This window comes from Alkalimonas cellulosilytica, assembly GCF_036325985.1.
Classification (GTDB): domain Bacteria; phylum Pseudomonadota; class Gammaproteobacteria; order Enterobacterales; family Alteromonadaceae; genus Alkalimonas; species Alkalimonas cellulosilytica.
Window position 1 is genome coordinate 30,902 of sequence record NZ_JAUHLI010000008.1, and the last position, 17,695, is coordinate 48,596.

A 17,695-nucleotide genomic window follows, 5' to 3' on the forward strand; every position below is an offset into this window, starting at 1 on the left:
GTTTTTTTCAGAAAAGCCCTTTGTTTAATGCAGCCGGCTAAAACGCTGTACTAAGTCTTTTAAGTCATGGGCAGTATCCTGCAAGCGGAACACACTTTCGGCCGCTTGCTGGCCTTTACCGGTACTATCCTGCGCCAATTCCGAGATACTGACCACCTGGCGGTTAATATCATCCGCTACATGCGCCTGCTGTTCCACAGCGGTAGCCATTTGCATCGCCATAGCAGCAATGCTGTTAATGGCCTGACTGATGCCATCCAGCATCTTTTCTGCATCGCCCACCATAGCCACGCCTTTTTCTGCATCGCCTTTCCCTGACTCGGCCACCTGCACCGCAGCATCCGCTTTGCGGGTCAGCTCGGTGATAATGCCATGAATGTCTTTGGTTGACTCGGTAGTGCGCGCCGCCAGTTGCCGCACTTCATCGGCAACCACCGCGAAACCCCGCCCCTGCTCGCCAGCCCGGGCTGCCTCAATAGCCGCATTCAGAGCCAGCAAATTGGTTTGATCGGCAATTTGTTCAATGATCTGAGCTGCTTTGGCAATGCTACTGGTTTGAGCTGCCAGCTCCTGTACCGAACTGCTGATCTGATTGACCGACTGCTGCAGATGGACGATGGCGCCACGGGTATCGCCGGCAATTTGCAAGCCGGATTGCGCCAGCTTGTCGGCATCATCCGCCTGAGAAGCCGTTTCCTGCACATGCACCGATACTTCGGCAATGGTGGTGGTCATTTCATTCATCGCCGTAGCCACCTGCTCGGTTTCCTGCTGTTGCCGGCCAATCTGTTCAATGGCTTGCTCAGAGGTCGTTTTGGCGTCGCTGGAAAAGTCGAAAACCCGCTCAGCAGCATCTTCAATCCGGGTCAGTACCGTATTCAAATGCGCCTGTTCGGCCAGGATAGCGACTTCAAAGGATGCCTCAACCCCCTGACTGTCACTGTAGGATTGCATGGCCAGAGGATCGCGAAAGGCCTGCGGTAAAAGGGCATCCAGCCGGCCAAGCCGGGCGCTGCACTGCCACTGCGCAATGGCATAAACCAGCACGGTGGTCAACGCCAGAGATAGCGCCGCAGCACCCACGCCAAACAACTGCCAACCGCCAAACGCCAGCACTAAAGCAGCTGCCGGTGCCCAACCAAGCTCTGCCCAACGTTTAGCACGCGACAACAAAGGATTGGTGCTATTACCTTGTCGAATACGTTGATATAAGTCTTCGGCCCGTGCAACATCCTCGCGATTCGGACAAACCCGTACCGACTCATAACCAATCACTTTGCCGCCTTGATGCACCGGTGTAACGTAGGCATTCACCCAATAGTAGTCACCATTTTTACAGCGGTTTTTCACCAGCCCCATCCAGGGCTTGCCACGCTTTAAATAAGACCACATCGTCTCGTAAGCTGCTGGTGGCATATCCGGGTGCCTGACAATATTATGTGGCTGACCAATCAGTTCTTCGCGGCTAAAACCGCTGATTGCAACAAAGGCATCATTACAGTATTGAATAACACCTTTGGTATCGGTGGCAGAAATCAGCTTTTGCTCTTTCGGGAATGTCCGCTCTCGTTGTGTCACTGGCTGGTTGTTGCGCATACACCTACCTATAAGTTGGCCTTGATTTTCTTCGCTGGATCAACAGTATACCACCTTTTAGGTAGTTTGCTGTACCCAGGTTGCTGCATTAAGCCTAGCTGAAATAAACCAAGCCACCAGTTTAGCTGGTGGCTTGGCTTTGAGAGGGATATGCGAAATGCAGGAAACTCCGCTAATTACGACGCCAGCTGGTTACTCCGTTTTTATCCTCCAACACAACTCCCATCGTGCTTAACTTATCGCGCGCCGCATCGGCAGCCGGCCAGTTTTTATCCGCCCGGGCCTGATTGCGCTCGGCAATCAGCGCTTCGATCTCTGCTACATCATCTTGCTGCTGGCCTGCGGTACCACCGCGTAAGAATGCCTCGGCATCGCCTTGCAAAATACCTAAGACGCCACCCAGCATATGCAGCAGGCTGGCCAGTTGGCGCGCTTTTTCTACATCACTCTCTTTGCAGCGATTGGCTTCACGCGCCAATTCAAACAGTACCGGCAAGGCTTCCGGCGTATTAAAGTCATCATCCATCGCTTGCTGAAAGCGCTCGACATACTGAAAGCTCTCGTCATCACTCAGCTCGACCTCTTCGGCTGGTGGCAACTCACGCAGTACCGTGTATAAACGGCTGAGTGCCGCATGTGCCTGTTCGAGGTTCTCGGTACTGTAATTCAGCTGGCTGCGGTAGTGGCTCGAAAGCAAGAAATAACGTACCGACTCGGCATTGTACTTCGCCAACACTTCACGCACCGTGAAGAAGTTGCCGAGCGACTTGGACATTTTTTCTTTATCCACCTGCACCATGCCGGTGTGGATCCAGGTATTGGCGTATTTGCTGTCATGGGCACAGGTCGACTGGGCAATCTCATTCTCGTGGTGTGGGAACTGCAAATCCGAGCCACCACCATGAATATCAAAATGCGAACCCAGATGGCAGGCACTCATGGCCGAGCATTCAATGTGCCAACCTGGCCTGCCTTTGCCCCAGGGAGACTCCCAGCTGGGCTCACCCGGCTTAGCTGATTTCCATAACACAAAATCCAGCGGGTCATCTTTGTTGTCATTGACATCCACCCGGGCACCGGCCTGCAGCATCTCCAGGTTCTGTTGACTCAACTTACCATAAGCATCGTACTTGCTGACATCAAACAGCACATCGCCATCCTTGCTGACATAGGCATAACCTTTGTCTTGCAGTGTCTGGATAAGCTCAATGATCGGCTGCATATGGCCGGTGACGGTTGGCTCAATATCCGCAGGCAATAAACCAAGTGCTTCGAAGTCTTCGTGCATCGCCTTGGTAAAACGCGCGGTGAGTGCATCGCAGCTTTCGTTGTTTTCCGCCGCCCGCTTGATGATTTTGTCATCCACATCGGTGATATTGCGCACATAGGTGACCTCGTAACCGGAAAAGCGCAAATAGCGGTTGATCACATCAAAGGCAACATAAGTCCGGGCATGGCCGATATGGCAGTAGTCGTAGATCGTGATACCACAAACATAAAGTCCCACTTTGCCTTCGACCAGTGGCTGAAAGGTCTCTTTTTGTCGGGTAAGGGTATTGAAGATCTGCACTCGGGACTCCTGCCTGCTCTTTGAACGAAAGCGCTAGTTTAGCATCGCACCGCCCTTTCGCGCTATGTCGCAGCAGGCAAAAAAAGGCTACAATGACTTTTTTTCTTAGAAGGAAGATCCCATGGTTCAATTGCATACCAATTTTGGCGTTATTACGCTGGAACTCTTCGCCGACAAAGCACCTGCCACGGTGGAGAATTTTTTAAGTTATGTAAAAGACGGCTTTTTCGATGGCACCATTTTTCACCGGGTGATTCCGGGCTTTATGATTCAGGGTGGCGGCTTTACCAGCGATATGCAGCAAAAGCCCACCAAAGCAGCCATCAAAAATGAAGCCAACAACCAGGTAGCCAATACCATTGGCACCATTGCCATGGCCCGTACCTCGGATCCACACTCAGCCACCTGCCAGTTTTTTATCAATGTGGCAGATAACGACTTCCTGAACTTCCGGGCCGAAAACAGCCAGGGCTGGGGCTACTGCGTGTTTGGCAAAGTAAGTGCCGGCATGGATGTGGTGGAAAAAATCACGGCGGTACAAACCGGTCGCCATGGCCCTCATGCCGATGTTCCTGCCGAGCCGGTGGTGATCGAGCGCGCTGAGCTGAATGGTTAAGCCGCACACGCTTTTTATCGCCGATCTGCATTTAAGCGCTGAGCGAGCCGATATCACCAGCGCTTTTTTGCAGTTTCTTCAGCAGGATGCCGTGCAGGCGGATGCGCTCTATATTTTGGGCGATTTGTTTGAAGTCTGGATTGGCGATGATAATCCGGAGCCACTGCTCTGCGAGGTTGCCAGCCAGCTAAAACAGTTAAGCCAGCAGGTACCGGTGTACTTTATTCACGGTAATCGTGACTTTTTACTGCGTGAGCGCTATGCGAAAAGTGCCGGCATGCAGTTATTACCGGCCCACAAGGTGATTGAGCTGTACGGTACCCCTACCCTGATCATGCATGGCGATAGTCTCTGCACTGCCGATATCAAGTACCAGAAGTTTCGTCGCTGGTGGGATCAACGCTGGTGGCAAAACCTGATGTTGTCGTTACCACTGTGGTATCGTCAGCGTTTGGCCAAAAAAGCCCGCCATAAAAGTGCGGCCTACAAAGCAACATTAACCGGTGACGCAAATCAGATTATGGATGTGACCCCGGAGGAAGTAGTACGAGTGATGGAGGAGGCGGGAGTTCGCCATCTGATCCACGGCCATACCCACCGACCCAAGGTGCACCAGGTACCCTTAGCGCAGGGCACAGGCCAGCGTTATGTGCTGGGTGATTGGTACCAGCAAGCCAGCTATCTGAAAGTCAGTGCCGACGACTGGCAGCTGTTCTTTCAGGATCTATAAGACCCTGAACGCAAAGCAGCCAACCGTCGGAACTGGCGGCTCACTTAGTTGTAGCCTAGGATAGCGGTTGGCTCTAACTCTGGCCGCTCACTAAAAGGTTTATTACCAGCCAATAAGGATGGTGCCTCGCCAAAATGGCCACGCGCTGGTTGATAATGGTCTTTCGACTGGTTTGAGCTGCGGGTAGTCTCTTGCGATTGTGGTAGTGCATTCATGGTGTGTCTCCTTCACCTTTAGCGTACACAAGCATCATAATCCATCGATGCTGAAGCTAAGCTTAATCGACAACCGCTCATTTTTCAAGCACTGCTGCCATTAGGCTGCAGCCGGCACCCCACTATGAAAACGAAATTCGGCATCGGGCTGTAAAATCAGTGTCGCTTCAATCAGCGCCAGTTGCTGTACCCTTTCATCAATTGGCTCTGCACTGATTTCAGCCGCCAGTTGCAGATAATCCTGATAATGGCGTGCTTCAGAGCGCAGCAAAGAGATATAAAAGCGCTGCAACTCATCATCCAGCAAGGGGGCCAGAGTGGCAAAACGTTCACAGGAGCGGGCTTCAATCAAAGCACCAATGATCAACTTATCGACCAGTAAACCAGGATCACGGCTGCGCACATGCCGCAATAAACCCGATGCATAACCTGCTGCACTCAGTGGCTGAATGGCAATGCCGCGCTGACGGATAAAATCGAGTACCTGCTCAAAATGATGCAGCTCTTCTTTAATCAGCCGCACCATTTTATCCAGCACTTGCGACTGCCAGGGTGCGGTGCCCTTAGCCGTGAGCTGGCCTATCAGTGCATTTTTACTCTGACTAAAGTTGCCATCCCCTACTTTGCGATAAACAAAGTCTTCATAGGGCTTAAGCCAACCGAGCAAAGCCTGAGCTGAAGCATCATCGGTGGCATAGCGACGGATCAGCAAGGCTGCACTTTGGGCTGCTTTTAATTCACAGTGCATATGATCAATCAGTAATGCTGGTAATCGATCCGGTAAGGCCGCTTGTTCAAGCCAGGCATCTGGTGTTCGGCAATGCAAAAATTGGTGAATAGGTGCCAGCAAGTTGGCAAGTTCAGCAGTATTCATTCGGTTACAAAGAAGCTTTAGAAAAAGGCATTATAGCGATTTCCCCCCGGTGCAACCAGCGTTTAGGTCTAGAGAACTGATCCGGATCAAATTTTGTGCAACATGACTTGACGGCCGGGCTAAATTTGGCCATAACTGAACTATACCTAGTAGGTACTCTGGTATAACCCAATTGGTACAACAGTGCTGATTGCATAAGACGTAGGCAGTGTGAAGGATAATAATTATGATATTGAACCACCTATGGGGACTTTATGCCCACCCGAAAGAAGAGTGGCATACCATCGACCAGCGCCATGAAAGTTTTCGTTACAGCCTGGCGCACATTTTGATTATTGCGCTGATTCCATCCATCTGTGCTTATTACTCAGCCGTGCATATTGGCTGGAGTATTGGTGTGGGGGATACCATTAAACTAACCTCGGACAGTGCCCTGATGCTGTCTGTTGCCATGTACTTTGCCTTGATTGGCGGTGTTTTTGCGCTGGCCTTCCTGGCACATTGGATGGCGCATACCTTTGGCTCTGAGCCCACCTATACCCAAACACTGGAACTGGCGGCTTACACCTCTACGCCTTTGTTTATGGTGGGGTTTGCCGCTCTGTATCCAGAGCTATGGTTTGTGATGCTGGTTGGTTTAGCAGGACTGGCATACTCGGTCTACCTGCTCTACGTTGGTGTGCCTATTCTGATGCACATCCCGGAAGAGCGAGGCTTTATCTATGCCAGCTCTGTGGTCACCTGCGGTTTAATTTTGCTGGTATGTGTGCTGACCGGCACCGCCATTTTGTGGAGTTCCGGCTTTGGCCCAGCCTTTACACACTAGTTAACTGCCACAGATACAACAAAAGCCGCAATTGCGGCTTTTGTTGTATGAAGCGAAGGCTTAATCGGCTTCGTTGTAGGTTTCCAGGTTGGTTGCCATCGCCATGGCAGCATTACGATTTTTTGCTCCATCGCTACGCTGTTGATCCAACCGGTTCAGGTAATCCTGATCGATATCGTTGGTAACATAAACCCCATCGAACACCGAGGTTTCAAAGCGCTTGATCTCCGGGTTGACCGTGCGCACAGCGGCAATCAAGTCTTCCAGCGACTGGAATATCAACCCATCTGCACCGATGTTCTCACAAATACTGTCGACATCATGACCATGTGCAATCAACTCATTGGCTGATGGCATATCAATGCCGTACACATTAGGAAAACGTACTTCTGGTGCAGCAGAAGCAAAGTACACTTTTTTAGCACCGGCATCGCGGGCCATTTCAATGATTTGCTGCGAGGTAGTACCCCGTACAATGGAGTCATCCACCAGCAACACATTTTTGCCTTTAAACTCTTGCTGGATGGCGTTTAATTTGCGGCGCACTGATTTTCTGCGCTCTACCTGGCCAGGCATAATAAAAGTACGACCAATGTAGCGATTTTTCACAAAGCCCTGCCGGTAAGGCAAGCCCAGCTCATGGGCAATCTGCAGCGCCGCATCATTGCTGGTTTCCGGAATGGGGATCACCACGTCGATGTCCAGATGCGCCCACTCCCGCTTAATTTTCTCACCCAACTTGGTGCCCATAGCGACCCGTGAGGCATAGACCGAGATATTGTCAATGGTTGAGTCTGGCCGGGCGAAATAGACATACTCAAAAATACAAGGGCTGTAGCCCGGATTCTCGGCACATTGCTGGGTGAACAGCTCACCATCTTCGGTAATGTAGACGGCTTCACCTGGATACACATCCCGCATCACCGTAAAACCATCCGCATCCAGTGCTACGCTTTCCGAGGCTACCATGTATTCGGTACCCGCTTCCGTCTCGCGCTTGCCAATCACCAATGGGCGAATGCCGTTCGGATCGCGAAAGGCTACCAGACCATGGCCAATGATCAGGGAGACCACGGCATAGCCTCCCCTGACTTTGCGATGTACAGCTGTGACTGCCTGGAACACGTCCTCGGCGGTCAATGCCAAGGTGTTGTTTTGTTGCAGTTCATGCGCAAACACATTCAGCAGGATCTCGGAGTCCGAGGTGGTATTAATATGGCGCCTGGCCCGTCGGAAAATCTCTTCAGTCAGTTGCTCTGAGTTGGTCAGGTTGCCATTGTGTGCCATGGCAATGCCAAAAGGGCTGTTGACATAAAACGGCTGCGCTTCAGCAGTGCTGGAGGAGCCGGCCGTTGGGTAACGGACATGACCAATGCCAATATTGCCAGACAAGCGCAGCATATGGCGGGTATGAAACACATCTTTCACCAGGCCATTTGCTTTACGCAAACGCAAGGTGTTGTTATCCACCGTCACGATGCCAGCGGCATCCTGGCCCCGGTGTTGCAACACCGTCAGGCCATCGTACAACGCCTGATTGACCGGATACTTACCAACAATACCAACAATACCACACATGGAATTTTCCTCGCCTAAAACTAATAACCCACGACAAACAGGTATTAGGGCTGTTGCATAAAACTCGAGTGATGCTGCAAATAATCGAAGAACCACTCAATGATAAATCGGAACTCAGGGATCAATAGCGAGCTCTGCCACCAATCGGTTTTGCCGGCACCGGTAAAGGCATCGACAAAAAACAGCACTGCGCTAACTAACAGTACACCACGTAAAGCACCAAAAATAAGACCCAGCACCCGGTCTGTTCCACTTAAACCGGTGGATTGGACCAGCTTGCTGATAAGAAAGTTGACTAAAGCTCCCAGGATGAGGGAACAAACAAAAAGGATGGCAATGGCCAGGGCGTTGCGCAGGATCTCATCATCCAGGCTGGTAAAGTAAGCAGCCAAATGCGGGTAGTAATAACTGGCAATAAAAAAGGCAAGGATCCAGACGATCAAAGAAACCGCTTCTTTGACAAAACCGCGCACCAGACTGATCACTGTTGAAAGCGCGATGATAGCCAGAATGACAAAATCAATCCAAACCATGAAATACCAAAGGATGTCTGATCACGGCGCGCATTCTATCAAAGTCACCAGCCCTTGCCTAATTATTTTCCAGCGGCTGGTAGTTGCTGATCACCAGGCGATCATCCCGGGCAATGGTTCTAAGCTCTGTTAAGCGTTGTTCCAGCACTTCTCGGCGCAGATCTGGCCCTACAAAAACACTGGTCAGCTGAACACCCTGACTGTTGGTGACCTGACGAGTGTAAGTACGAAAACCAGCATCGTTCAGGCGCGTGACCAGCTCTTCAGCATTTTGTGCCCGACCAAAACTACCAACCCGCACCGTCCAGGCCCGCTCCGTCAGCAGTTGTGAGGAGGTTTCTGCTACCGCTGTCGCCGGACGCGCAAGGCTTGCCGAGCTTTCCCCAACCGTGACCTGAGCGTAGGCTTGGGAAGGCAATTCGTCACTATCAGCGCTGCGGCTTTGGGTTTCAGCAGTTGTATCTGCATCTGCAGGCTCAATATCCAGCGTTGGCTCCGCCAAAGCTTGCTCACGCCGGGCAATCACCGCGGCACTATCCAACAACTGCTGCTCCTGTACACCCTGAAACTCAGGGCGGGCTGGGATTTGCTCGAAATCATCTTTCAGCACCTGTTTTTCACCATCCAATAAGTCCGGTAAAAACACCACGGCTGCAATCATTAAAATGCAAGCGCCCAATAAGCGTTGTTTAAAAGCTCGTGTCATTTCGCCTCCGGTAAAGCGGTGCTTAGGCCAAGTACCGCTGACACAGTAACAAATGAACCAAACACCAGCAATAAATCATCCTGCTGCAACTGTTGTAGAGTCTGTTCAAACCCGCTCTGCACATCGTTAAAGCAGCTGACCGAGCAGTTGTCTGGCAGAATGCTCAACAATAGTTCCGCTGCCGCGCCTCGCGGCCGTGGCAAGCTAACTAAAACCCAGTGATCGATCAATTCAAGCAATGCATCCAGCGCTCCTGGTTTTATTTTGTCCGTCATCATTCCACAAAGCGCTATCAGCCGGCGGTGCCCTATTCTCAAGGTCTTTAATTGCTCTGCCAAATACTGAATGGACTGGGGGTTGTGCGCCACATCCAGCAACACGGCTGGTTTTTGTTGCAACCAGTGCATGCGTCCGGCTAATGAAACTTCGGCCAGTGCCTGAGTAATTTGAGCAGGCATTTCCGACAGCAGACCCAGTTGTTGCAAGGCCATCAGCGCCGTCGCAGCATTTTGTAGAGGGATCGACAGCAGTGGCAGTTCAGTCAGTGCAACTGAGGCACTGTGCCAGCTCCAGCTATTCTGCCCTGCTTGCCAGTGATAATCCTGACCAGCACGCAGTAGTTGAGTTCCCAGACAAGCAGCAACGTCAACTACACTGGCTGGCAATTGTTGCTCTGCCACCACGGCCACCTGATTTGCCCGGAAAACACCCGCTTTCTCACGGCCAATGGCCTCGCGGTCTGGTCCAAGCCAGTCTTGATGGTCCAGATCGATGGTGGTAAGAATACTGAGCTCTGGCTCGACAATATTGGTTGCATCGAGGCGACCACCCAAACCGACTTCGATCAGGGCTATATCTGGCTGGAAATCTTTGATGAGATAAAATGCAGCAAGCGTCGTGAACTCAAAATAGGTCAGTTCAATATCCTGGCGCAGCTGTTCAATAAACGCCAGTGCTCTGATCCAGTCGGCATCGGTGGCATCCTGCAGATTGAAACGCAAACGCTCGTTAAACCGTAATAAATGTGGCGAACTGTAGACAGCAACCGTCAATCCCTGTGCCAGCAGCAATTGCTCCATGCAACGGGCGGTGGTGCCCTTTCCATTGGTACCGGCAATCAATACTACCCGGCCAGGCAGTTGCTGCAAGCCAGCTCGCTCTGCCACCTGGCGGACACGTTCCAGGCCAAGTTCAATTTTATGTTGCGGGTGTTGCTGCTCAATAAAGCAAAGCCAATCGTCCAGAGTTTGACACGATTGGCTGGTGAGGGAGGTTAAGGTGCTCATAATTCCCTGAGCAGTTGACTTACTCCTGTTGTGGAGCGGGCAACTGCATAAATTTAGCCACAAGTCGGGCAATTGTATCGCGCATTTCGCGGCGGTCAACAATCATATCAATAGCACCATGGTCCAGCAGAAATTCGCTGCGCTGGAAACCTTCCGGTAGCTTTTCCCGCACGGTCTGTTCAATCACCCGCGGACCGGCAAAACCAATCAGCGCTTTTGGCTCGCCAATATTGATATCCCCAAGCATCGCCAGACTGGCAGAAACCCCGCCCATGGTTGGATCCGTCAGTACCGACACATAGGGCAGCCCTTGCTCACTTAACTTGGCTAACGCTGCACTGGTTTTCGCCATTTGCATCAAAGAGAGTAAGGCTTCCTGCATCCTGGCGCCACCACTGGCAGAAAAACAGATGTAGGGAACCTTGTGCTCGATCGCATACTCGACGCCTTTCACAAACTTGGCACCCACTACTGATGCCATCGAGCCGCCCATAAAGTTAAACTCAAAGGCTGATGCAACTACCGGCATGCCTTTCAGCTGGCCATGCATCACCAGCATGGCGTCTTTTTCACCGGTTTCTTTTTGCGCCGCAGTAATACGGTCCTTGTAACGTTTGCTGTCTTTAAACTTCAGCAGATCCTGCGGTTCTAAATCCGCCGCCAATTCCGTGGCCGTGTTGCTATCAAGAAACATGGTCAGGCGATCACGGGCACTGACCCGCATATGATGATCGCACTTCGGGCAAACGCCAAGCTGCCTGTCCAGATCAGCCTTGTACAAAACGGCATCACAAGCCGTGCATTTGGTCCAGACGCCCTCAGGAATATTGCGGCGTGCAGAAGTCGAAGTTCGGGGAAGGATCTTTTCTAACCAACTCATATCGATTCCTAATCGGCTTTCGGTGTTCACACCATAAAGCCTTACTTATTTGGGCTGAAATGCACCGAAATTCTGAAAACGGTGGCTATTAAAGCATAAAAACGGCGCATGTTAATATAAAAAACTGGTCTTAGTAGTCAGTCCAGTTGTGCCGGTAAAAACAGTGGCCCTGGCTCAGTCACTGGTAGCTGATATGCTGCAGGATAGTCTACCGCGACCAGATAAAGACCACCAGCTTTGGCTGTCGCCGCCGCTTTGGTCCGATCTTTAGCAGCCAGTAATTCAGCCAACCAGTCGACTGGCTGTCGTCCCATACCCACTTCAAGCAATGACCCGGTAATGTTGCGGACCATATGATGGACAAAGGCGTTGGCTTTGATATCAATCACCACATAAGGCCCAACACGTTGCACATTCAGATGATGAATAAAGCGATTCGGACTTTTCGACTGACACTGGATGGCCCGAAAAGCACTAAAGTCATGCTCGCCCAGCAAGCACTGACCAGCCTGGTGCATTCGCTGTGCATCCAGTGGCTGATGATAGTGGCTTAAACCAGCCTGCAAAATGGCTGGCCGGTAGGGCTGGTTCAAAATAATGTAACGATAGCGCCTGGCAGTAGCAGAAAAACGGGCATGGAAATCATCCGGCACCTGTTTCGCCCAACGCACACTGATGCCCGCAGGCAAGTGACTGTTGGTTCCCATAATCCAGCCTTTGTCTGAACGCTCCGCGCGGCTATCAAAGTGCACTACCTGCCCGGTAGCATGAACCCCTGCATCGGTTCGACCAGCGCATTGGGTCAGAATGGCTTCATCAGCAACCCGGGACAAGGCTTGCTCCAGATGCTGCTGTACGCTGGCCACTTCCTGCTGGCGCTGCCAGCCATAAAATGCCGAACCATCGTACTCAATTCCAAGCGCAATCCGCATGCACACCTCATTCAGCCACATAAAAAACCAGGCGCAGCGTTTCACCAGCCTGGTTTTATAAAGTGGGCATTATAACAACCCGAATCGCTGCTGCCCAGCAAGCGGTGTTACTGATTACTGCATCAGAGCCTAATCCGCTGATTTGCTCTGCTGCAATTGCTTGACTTCCTCTTTCATCGCAGCCGGTGCATCGGAGTTGAGTAGTTCTTTAATCACTTGCCCGGCACTGTCCTGATCGTCTATTTCCAGATAAGCCCGGATCAAATCCAGTTGAGCGGCGTATTCGCTGTGCTCATCGGCAAGCTCAGCCTGATCCAGCACCTGCTGGTAATCCTCCAAATCCAACGCCATGTGTAAGTCTGGCGTTTGAGCTGAAGCAGCACGTTCATTGGCTTCTGCCAACAATCGATCAATATCCTGAAAATCGTCGTCAGAAACTTCACCTACCTCAGGACCAGCGGCACTATCTGGCAAATCAGCTGCCTCATCACTCTGCTCAGAGACACGCTCCGCCATCTGTTCCAATTCTGATAACAAGGCGTCAAAATCAGTTTCGTCATCCTCACTCAGCTGCACCTCACTACCAAACTCATCGGCTAAGTCCGTCTCATCCTGTGCTTGCAGCAAATCATCATCAAAGCTGTCGTCCTGATCGGCTGCTGGAACCTGAGCAGATTCAATTCCTTCAGCAGCATCATCGTCCTCAACCACAGCCGAAGCGGTCAACGCCTCGTCGTCCAGGTCAGCTTCTATCCGACTGTCTGTTTCAGAGCCAGTGACGTCTTCAGTCAACTCCAACTCAGGGTATTCATCCAACACTTCACTCGGATTCTCGACCGAGCGCGCGGCAGCTGAAGGTGGGCTCACTGAGTCATCATCGAGATCAGTCAAGTTAGGGGTTTCAAGTTCACTGCCATCGACCGTCTCTGCCGGGAAATCATCTTCTAAATCAGCAAAATCAGTCAGGTATTCAGCCTCTGTCTCCGCTTCACGCTGAAGTTCATCTTCTTCAGACACCATCAAATCGTCATCCTGATCGGTCGACAACTCATCTGGCATCGCAACAGCACTGTCGTCCTGTTCAGAGTCTTCACGCAGTAACTGCATCAGCGCATCCTGTCCTGTTTCACCGGTGACATCTTCCAGTTCGGTATCGTCCAATTGCACACTGCTCGGACTCTCTGACTGCGGCTCTGTGCCATCTGCTGCTAGTGCGTCGAGCAGTGCGTCTACATCTTCAACCACGTCATCGTCGTCCTGGTCGAGACCTGCCGAGGCTTCAGCAGCCAGGCTTTCTTCTACCAAACTTTCGGCAAAAGCATCCAACTCTGAACTATCAAAGCTTTGTTCTGACTCCAGCGCATCTGCGGCTAAAGCCTCATCCGACACGACCTCATCCGCTTCATCATCCAGCAGTGACGATGGCTCCGGTTCCAGTTCGTCATTCAACGGATCTGGCTCCGTTGCCTCAGCAGCTTTCGCCTTGGGGGTTTCCTGCTCAGCTGGTTCGTCTTCTGGTATATCCAGCTCTATCTCTTCCAGTATCTCATCATCAAAATCATCCGTACTAGCGGATTGGGTATCAGCTTCATCATCGGCCTCAGCGAAGAGTGAGTCCAGGTCGGTTCCTGACAGGATGTTGTCGGGGTCAAACTCTGCCGCATCGTCACTCAAGTCTGTGTCAGACTGAGATAAGCTGGCATCCTCCAACAAACTTCCTTCATCCAACAAAGAATCCTCTTCGAGCAAAGAGTCATCTTCGAGCAAGGCGTCATCATCCAGAAAATCATCAGACGCCCCTATACTGCTGTCGTCCAGCAAGACTTCATCATCCAGCAGATCATCGCTTAAATTGACCGGGCTATCATCCACATCCTCACCGAAAGCATCATCCAGCAAAGAGTCATCCAGACTAAAGAGTGAGTCATCCATATCCAGGCTGTCATCCACCTCTGGCAATGGTGACTGATAGTTACTGGTAGCCTTGGGCTCGGCTGTCGCCGCTTCGATAGTTTCCTGAGCACGTTTACTCCGCCGCTTGATCCAGACCAGTAGCCCCAACAAGATCCCAAGCGCTGGCACCGAAGCCGCCAGCACCCAGAATGCCGGACTTGTGACTAGTTGCTGCCACCCCGAACCGCTTTCAAGTTGCTGCATGGCTTGTTGCTCGGCCATCCACTCAGCCTGTAAGCGGACCATCTGCTCCAGCTCGCGCTGTAGTTCTGCATCCTGAGCCATTTGTGCTTTTAACGCATCCAACTGCTGCTGGACTGAGTCCAGGGTATTTTTCAAGCCCTGATTTTCCTGCATGATGCCTTCCACCAACAGCATCGACTCACCAAACCGATAGCGCAATTGCTGCAATTGTTGCTGCTGCTCTTGCTCCAGCCGCTCCACCGTTTGCTGCAGTTGCTGACTGACTGCTGGTTGTGCTGCCTGGGCAGGCTCGGTTGCCGCTGGCTGACTGGCTCTGGCACGTCTGGCCCAGCTCTCATCATCGGCGGTTGATTTTTGCCGCGCTTGTACCGGATCAACCGCACGAATTTCACGCAGTGAGGGCACATCCAGCATGGCACCGGTACGAAGGTGATTGAAGTTGTTGTCTAAAAAGGCTTGCGGGTTTTTCAGGTAGATCGCATACATCACCTGATACATATCAGCTCCATCCGGCCGCACTTGCTGCGCTAAGCGCCAGAGTGTATCCGTCGGTGTGATTGGGCCAAGTTGCTGCACCCGGCTTTGTTGATCCGCAGATCTTGGGCCGCGAATAGGGGTGCTACCATCATTGGCAATCGCCAGCGTCGGTAAATTGACAAGACAAATCAGAAAAAAAATTCGCCAGAGCTGCATGTATGCTTCCTAATCCAACCGGCACCTGCCGGGCTTTCGTGGCTGTCTGATGCGTTAAAATCGGCCACCAGGGCATCGCTACCCTGAATCACTGAAAAATTCAGACAGAATCTACACGGGGTCTATCTAGTAATCTATGCAAAAACCTATGCAAACAACATTCCATCTCGTCTATAACGGCACTATAAAGCAGAACTTTACCAGCTGCCAGCCAAGCGGGATTTAGAAATGAAAAAAAAGCCAACACAAGGTTGGCTTTTTTCAGGCAAAACGCTTACAGATAATCCCGTATCAAGTGCTCTGCAATTTGAATGCTGTTGGTCGCAGCGCCTTTGCGGATATTGTCTGCTACCACCCATAGGTTTAAGCCAAGCTCATGCGAGATATCTTTGCGTACCCGGCCAACAAAAACCTCATCATGGCCGGCCGCATGACTCACCTGGGTCGGGAAATCTTCATTCTGCTCCAACAATACCACGCCAGGAGCATTGGCCAGTAGTGCTTTGGCTTGATCCGCATCCAGTGGCTGACGGGTTTCGATATGGACCGCTTCAGCATGACCATAAAAGGCCGGTACCCGCACCGCCGTGGCATTGACGGCAATGCTGTCATCCCCAAAGATTTTCTGGGTTTCCCAGTGCATTTTCATTTCTTCTTTGGTGTAGTCATTATCCAGGAACACATCTATCTGTGGGATCACATTAAACGCGATCTGACGGCTGAACTGGCCTTTTTCTTCAATCGGGCGGCCATTCATTAATTGCGCTGTCTCATGCGCTAAGGCTTCAACCGCTTGCTGGCCTGCACCACTGACCGACTGATAAGTTGCTACATTGATACGACTAATCCCAACCGCATCGTAAATCGGCTTTAAGGCGACCAGCATCTGAATGGTGGAACAGTTCGGGTTGGCAATGATGTTGCGATTGCGAAAATCAGCCAGAGCGGCAGCATTCACTTCAGGCACCACCAATGGAATATCGGCCTCGTAGCGGTAGTGCGAAGTATTGTCGATCACCACACAGCCGGCATCAGCCGCTTTAGGTGCATAAATTGCTGACACACTGCCGCCTGCGGAAAATAATCCAATTTGTGCCTGAGTCCAGTCAAATTGCTCTACATCCAGTACAGTCACTTTCTTGCCGCGAAAATTGACTTTGCTGCCAGCAGAGCGGCTGCTGGCCAAAGGGAATAACTGATTGACCGGAAAATCACGCTGTTCCAGTAGTTCGATGAGGTGCTGACCAACCAGGCCGGTCGCACCCAGCACGGCAACATTGTACTGCTGAGCCATAATATCTGTTCCTCTTGTTACGCTTGCCTAAAGCCAATTTGATACAGCCAATCGGGCACCTTGGTGCCATAGAGCGCTATGCTGCTGCACTCTCGCCGGGCCGGATAGTGTTTACGAAGCCAGTCAAACCCTTGCTGATGAATGTGATGACGCAATAAGGCATCATCACGTCGCACATCATATACCAATCTGAATAGATTTTGGACATCTGGAAGCCCAAAATTTTCAGTTATTTGTACCGCACTGATCGCCGGCAAGGGGCAAAAATCACTCAAACGATGCGTCACAGGCATGTCCAGCAGCTGACACAGTTGTTGATACAGCTGTTCGGTGCCTCTGGCTTTGCCTTCAATGCTGTGACCGGCAATGTGCGCTGTGGCGATGTCCAGATAAGGAAGTAGTGGCAATAAAATAGTCGGCTCCTGCTCCCAAACATCCAGCACCAGTGGCCGTTGCCGGCCGCTTTGTGCTTCGACCAGCAGTGCCTGATTGTCAAATACCGCCCCACGGCAGGCATTCAGTAAAGCGCAGTTGGGCTTGAGGCGCGCTAATGTATCAGCATTAATCAGATGATGGGTCGGGTGCGGCCCCTGCCTGGTATGTGGCACATGAAAACTGAGTACATCCGCCTCAGCGAGCAATGCTTCCAAAGGCTGATGCGGAAAGTCGGGCTCGCTCTGTGCCCGAAGCGGATCGCACAGCAAGACCTTGCAACCCAACAGTTGCAACACATCAGCCAGCGGCTGGCCAATATTGCCCACCCCAACAATACCAATGACTTGCTCTGTCAACGACCACTGGTAACGCTCCGCCAGGCAAAATAAACTGCTGACAATGTATTCCACCACAGCCCGGGCATTGCAACCTGGCGCACTGCTAAAGGCAATGCCGCGCTCTGCCAGATAGGGTTGATCGACATGATCCGTGCCAATTGTTGCGGTACCGACAAAACGCAAGTGACTGGCTTTGGCCAATAAGGCCGCATTCACCTGAGTGATGGAGCGCACCAGCAGTACATCCGCATCCTGCAGTTGCTCTGGCTGCAGTTGGCGGCCGGAAAACAACCGCACTTCGCCAAAACCGGCAAAGAATTGCCTGGCATAAGGCATGTAGTCATCAGCATAAATAATCATCTGAGCGCACTCCATAAAAAAACCACCGGCCAGCGGTGGTTTTGTACCCAAGTCTATCCAGGTTCACCAGTGGCTA

16 protein-coding genes are annotated in these 17,695 nt (G+C 51.6%); 3 read left to right on the forward strand and 13 right to left on the reverse strand.

What is annotated here, in order from left to right; all coding sequences use genetic code 11:
- Positions 1-24 precede the first annotated feature (24 nt).
- Entirely contained in the window at positions 25-1,596 is a 1,572-nt protein-coding gene (locus tag QWY20_RS09150) for a methyl-accepting chemotaxis protein (RefSeq protein WP_330128714.1), read from the reverse strand.
- A 172-nt stretch (positions 1,597-1,768) separates the two neighbouring features.
- Positions 1,769-3,166 carry a cysteine--tRNA ligase gene (cysS, locus tag QWY20_RS09155; protein WP_330128715.1) on the reverse strand — a complete coding sequence of 466 codons (1,398 nt, stop codon included), beginning with the start codon at positions 3,164-3,166 and terminating at the stop codon, positions 1,769-1,771.
- A gap of 121 nt (positions 3,167-3,287) precedes the next feature.
- Between cysS and QWY20_RS09160 the strand changes: the two genes are divergently transcribed.
- Together QWY20_RS09160 and QWY20_RS09165 are read left to right on the forward strand one after the other, a co-directional pair.
- Entirely contained in the window at positions 3,288-3,782 is a 495-nt protein-coding gene (locus tag QWY20_RS09160) for a peptidylprolyl isomerase (RefSeq protein ID WP_330128716.1), read from the forward strand.
- Positions 3,775-4,512: a UDP-2,3-diacylglucosamine diphosphatase gene (locus tag QWY20_RS09165; protein ID WP_330128717.1), complete on the forward strand. Its 738-nt coding sequence runs from the start codon at positions 3,775-3,777 to the stop codon at positions 4,510-4,512. The genes QWY20_RS09160 and QWY20_RS09165 overlap by 8 nt, the downstream gene beginning before the upstream one ends.
- Before the next feature lie 44 nt (positions 4,513-4,556).
- On the opposite strand, the gene QWY20_RS09170 is transcribed toward QWY20_RS09165, so the two are convergent.
- The gene (locus QWY20_RS09170; protein ID WP_330128718.1) at positions 4,557-4,727 is read right to left on the reverse strand and encodes a hypothetical protein; all 171 of its coding nucleotides are present in this window, start codon (positions 4,725-4,727) and stop codon (positions 4,557-4,559) included.
- 100 nt (positions 4,728-4,827) lie between these two features.
- Positions 4,828-5,601, reverse strand: a complete 774-nt coding sequence (gene miaE, locus QWY20_RS09175; protein WP_330128719.1) for a tRNA isopentenyl-2-thiomethyl-A-37 hydroxylase MiaE — start codon at positions 5,599-5,601, stop codon at positions 4,828-4,830.
- A gap of 226 nt (positions 5,602-5,827) precedes the next feature.
- Between miaE and QWY20_RS09180 the strand changes: the two genes are divergently transcribed.
- Positions 5,828-6,427: a Yip1 family protein gene (locus tag QWY20_RS09180; RefSeq protein WP_330128720.1), complete on the forward strand. Its 600-nt coding sequence runs from the start codon at positions 5,828-5,830 to the stop codon at positions 6,425-6,427.
- Positions 6,428-6,487: 60 nt separating this feature from the next.
- Here the strand turns inward: QWY20_RS09180 and purF are convergent, their stop codons facing one another.
- The 9 genes from purF to QWY20_RS09225 all read right to left on the reverse strand — a co-directional run bounded on the left by purF (position 6,488) and on the right by QWY20_RS09225 (position 17,619).
- Entirely contained in the window at positions 6,488-8,005 is a 1,518-nt protein-coding gene (gene purF / locus QWY20_RS09185) for an amidophosphoribosyltransferase (RefSeq protein WP_330128721.1), read from the reverse strand.
- Between the two features lie 44 nt (positions 8,006-8,049).
- Positions 8,050-8,538, reverse strand: coding sequence for a CvpA family protein (locus tag QWY20_RS09190; protein ID WP_330128722.1), 489 nt, complete (start codon positions 8,536-8,538; stop codon positions 8,050-8,052).
- A gap of 58 nt (positions 8,539-8,596) precedes the next feature.
- Positions 8,597-9,244: an SPOR domain-containing protein gene (locus tag QWY20_RS09195; RefSeq protein ID WP_330128723.1), complete on the reverse strand. Its 648-nt coding sequence runs from the start codon at positions 9,242-9,244 to the stop codon at positions 8,597-8,599.
- Positions 9,241-10,530 (reverse strand): bifunctional tetrahydrofolate synthase/dihydrofolate synthase, encoded by a 1,290-nt coding sequence (folC, locus tag QWY20_RS09200; protein WP_330128724.1) that lies wholly within the window; start codon positions 10,528-10,530, stop codon positions 9,241-9,243. The genes QWY20_RS09195 and folC overlap by 4 nt, the downstream gene beginning before the upstream one ends.
- A gap of 19 nt (positions 10,531-10,549) precedes the next feature.
- Positions 10,550-11,410: an acetyl-CoA carboxylase, carboxyltransferase subunit beta gene (accD, locus tag QWY20_RS09205; RefSeq protein WP_330128725.1), complete on the reverse strand. Its 861-nt coding sequence runs from the start codon at positions 11,408-11,410 to the stop codon at positions 10,550-10,552.
- A 137-nt stretch (positions 11,411-11,547) separates the two neighbouring features.
- Positions 11,548-12,342, reverse strand: a complete 795-nt coding sequence (gene truA, locus QWY20_RS09210) for a tRNA pseudouridine(38-40) synthase TruA (protein WP_330128726.1) — start codon at positions 12,340-12,342, stop codon at positions 11,548-11,550.
- Between the two features lie 129 nt (positions 12,343-12,471).
- Positions 12,472-15,192 (reverse strand): FimV/HubP family polar landmark protein, encoded by a 2,721-nt coding sequence (locus QWY20_RS09215; RefSeq protein WP_330128727.1) that lies wholly within the window; start codon positions 15,190-15,192, stop codon positions 12,472-12,474.
- Positions 15,193-15,466: 274 nt separating this feature from the next.
- Positions 15,467-16,486: an aspartate-semialdehyde dehydrogenase gene (locus QWY20_RS09220; RefSeq protein WP_330128728.1), complete on the reverse strand. Its 1,020-nt coding sequence runs from the start codon at positions 16,484-16,486 to the stop codon at positions 15,467-15,469.
- Positions 16,487-16,503: 17 nt separating this feature from the next.
- Positions 16,504-17,619: a 4-phosphoerythronate dehydrogenase gene (locus tag QWY20_RS09225; protein ID WP_330128729.1), complete on the reverse strand. Its 1,116-nt coding sequence runs from the start codon at positions 17,617-17,619 to the stop codon at positions 16,504-16,506.
- Between the last annotated feature and the right edge of the window lie 76 nt (positions 17,620-17,695).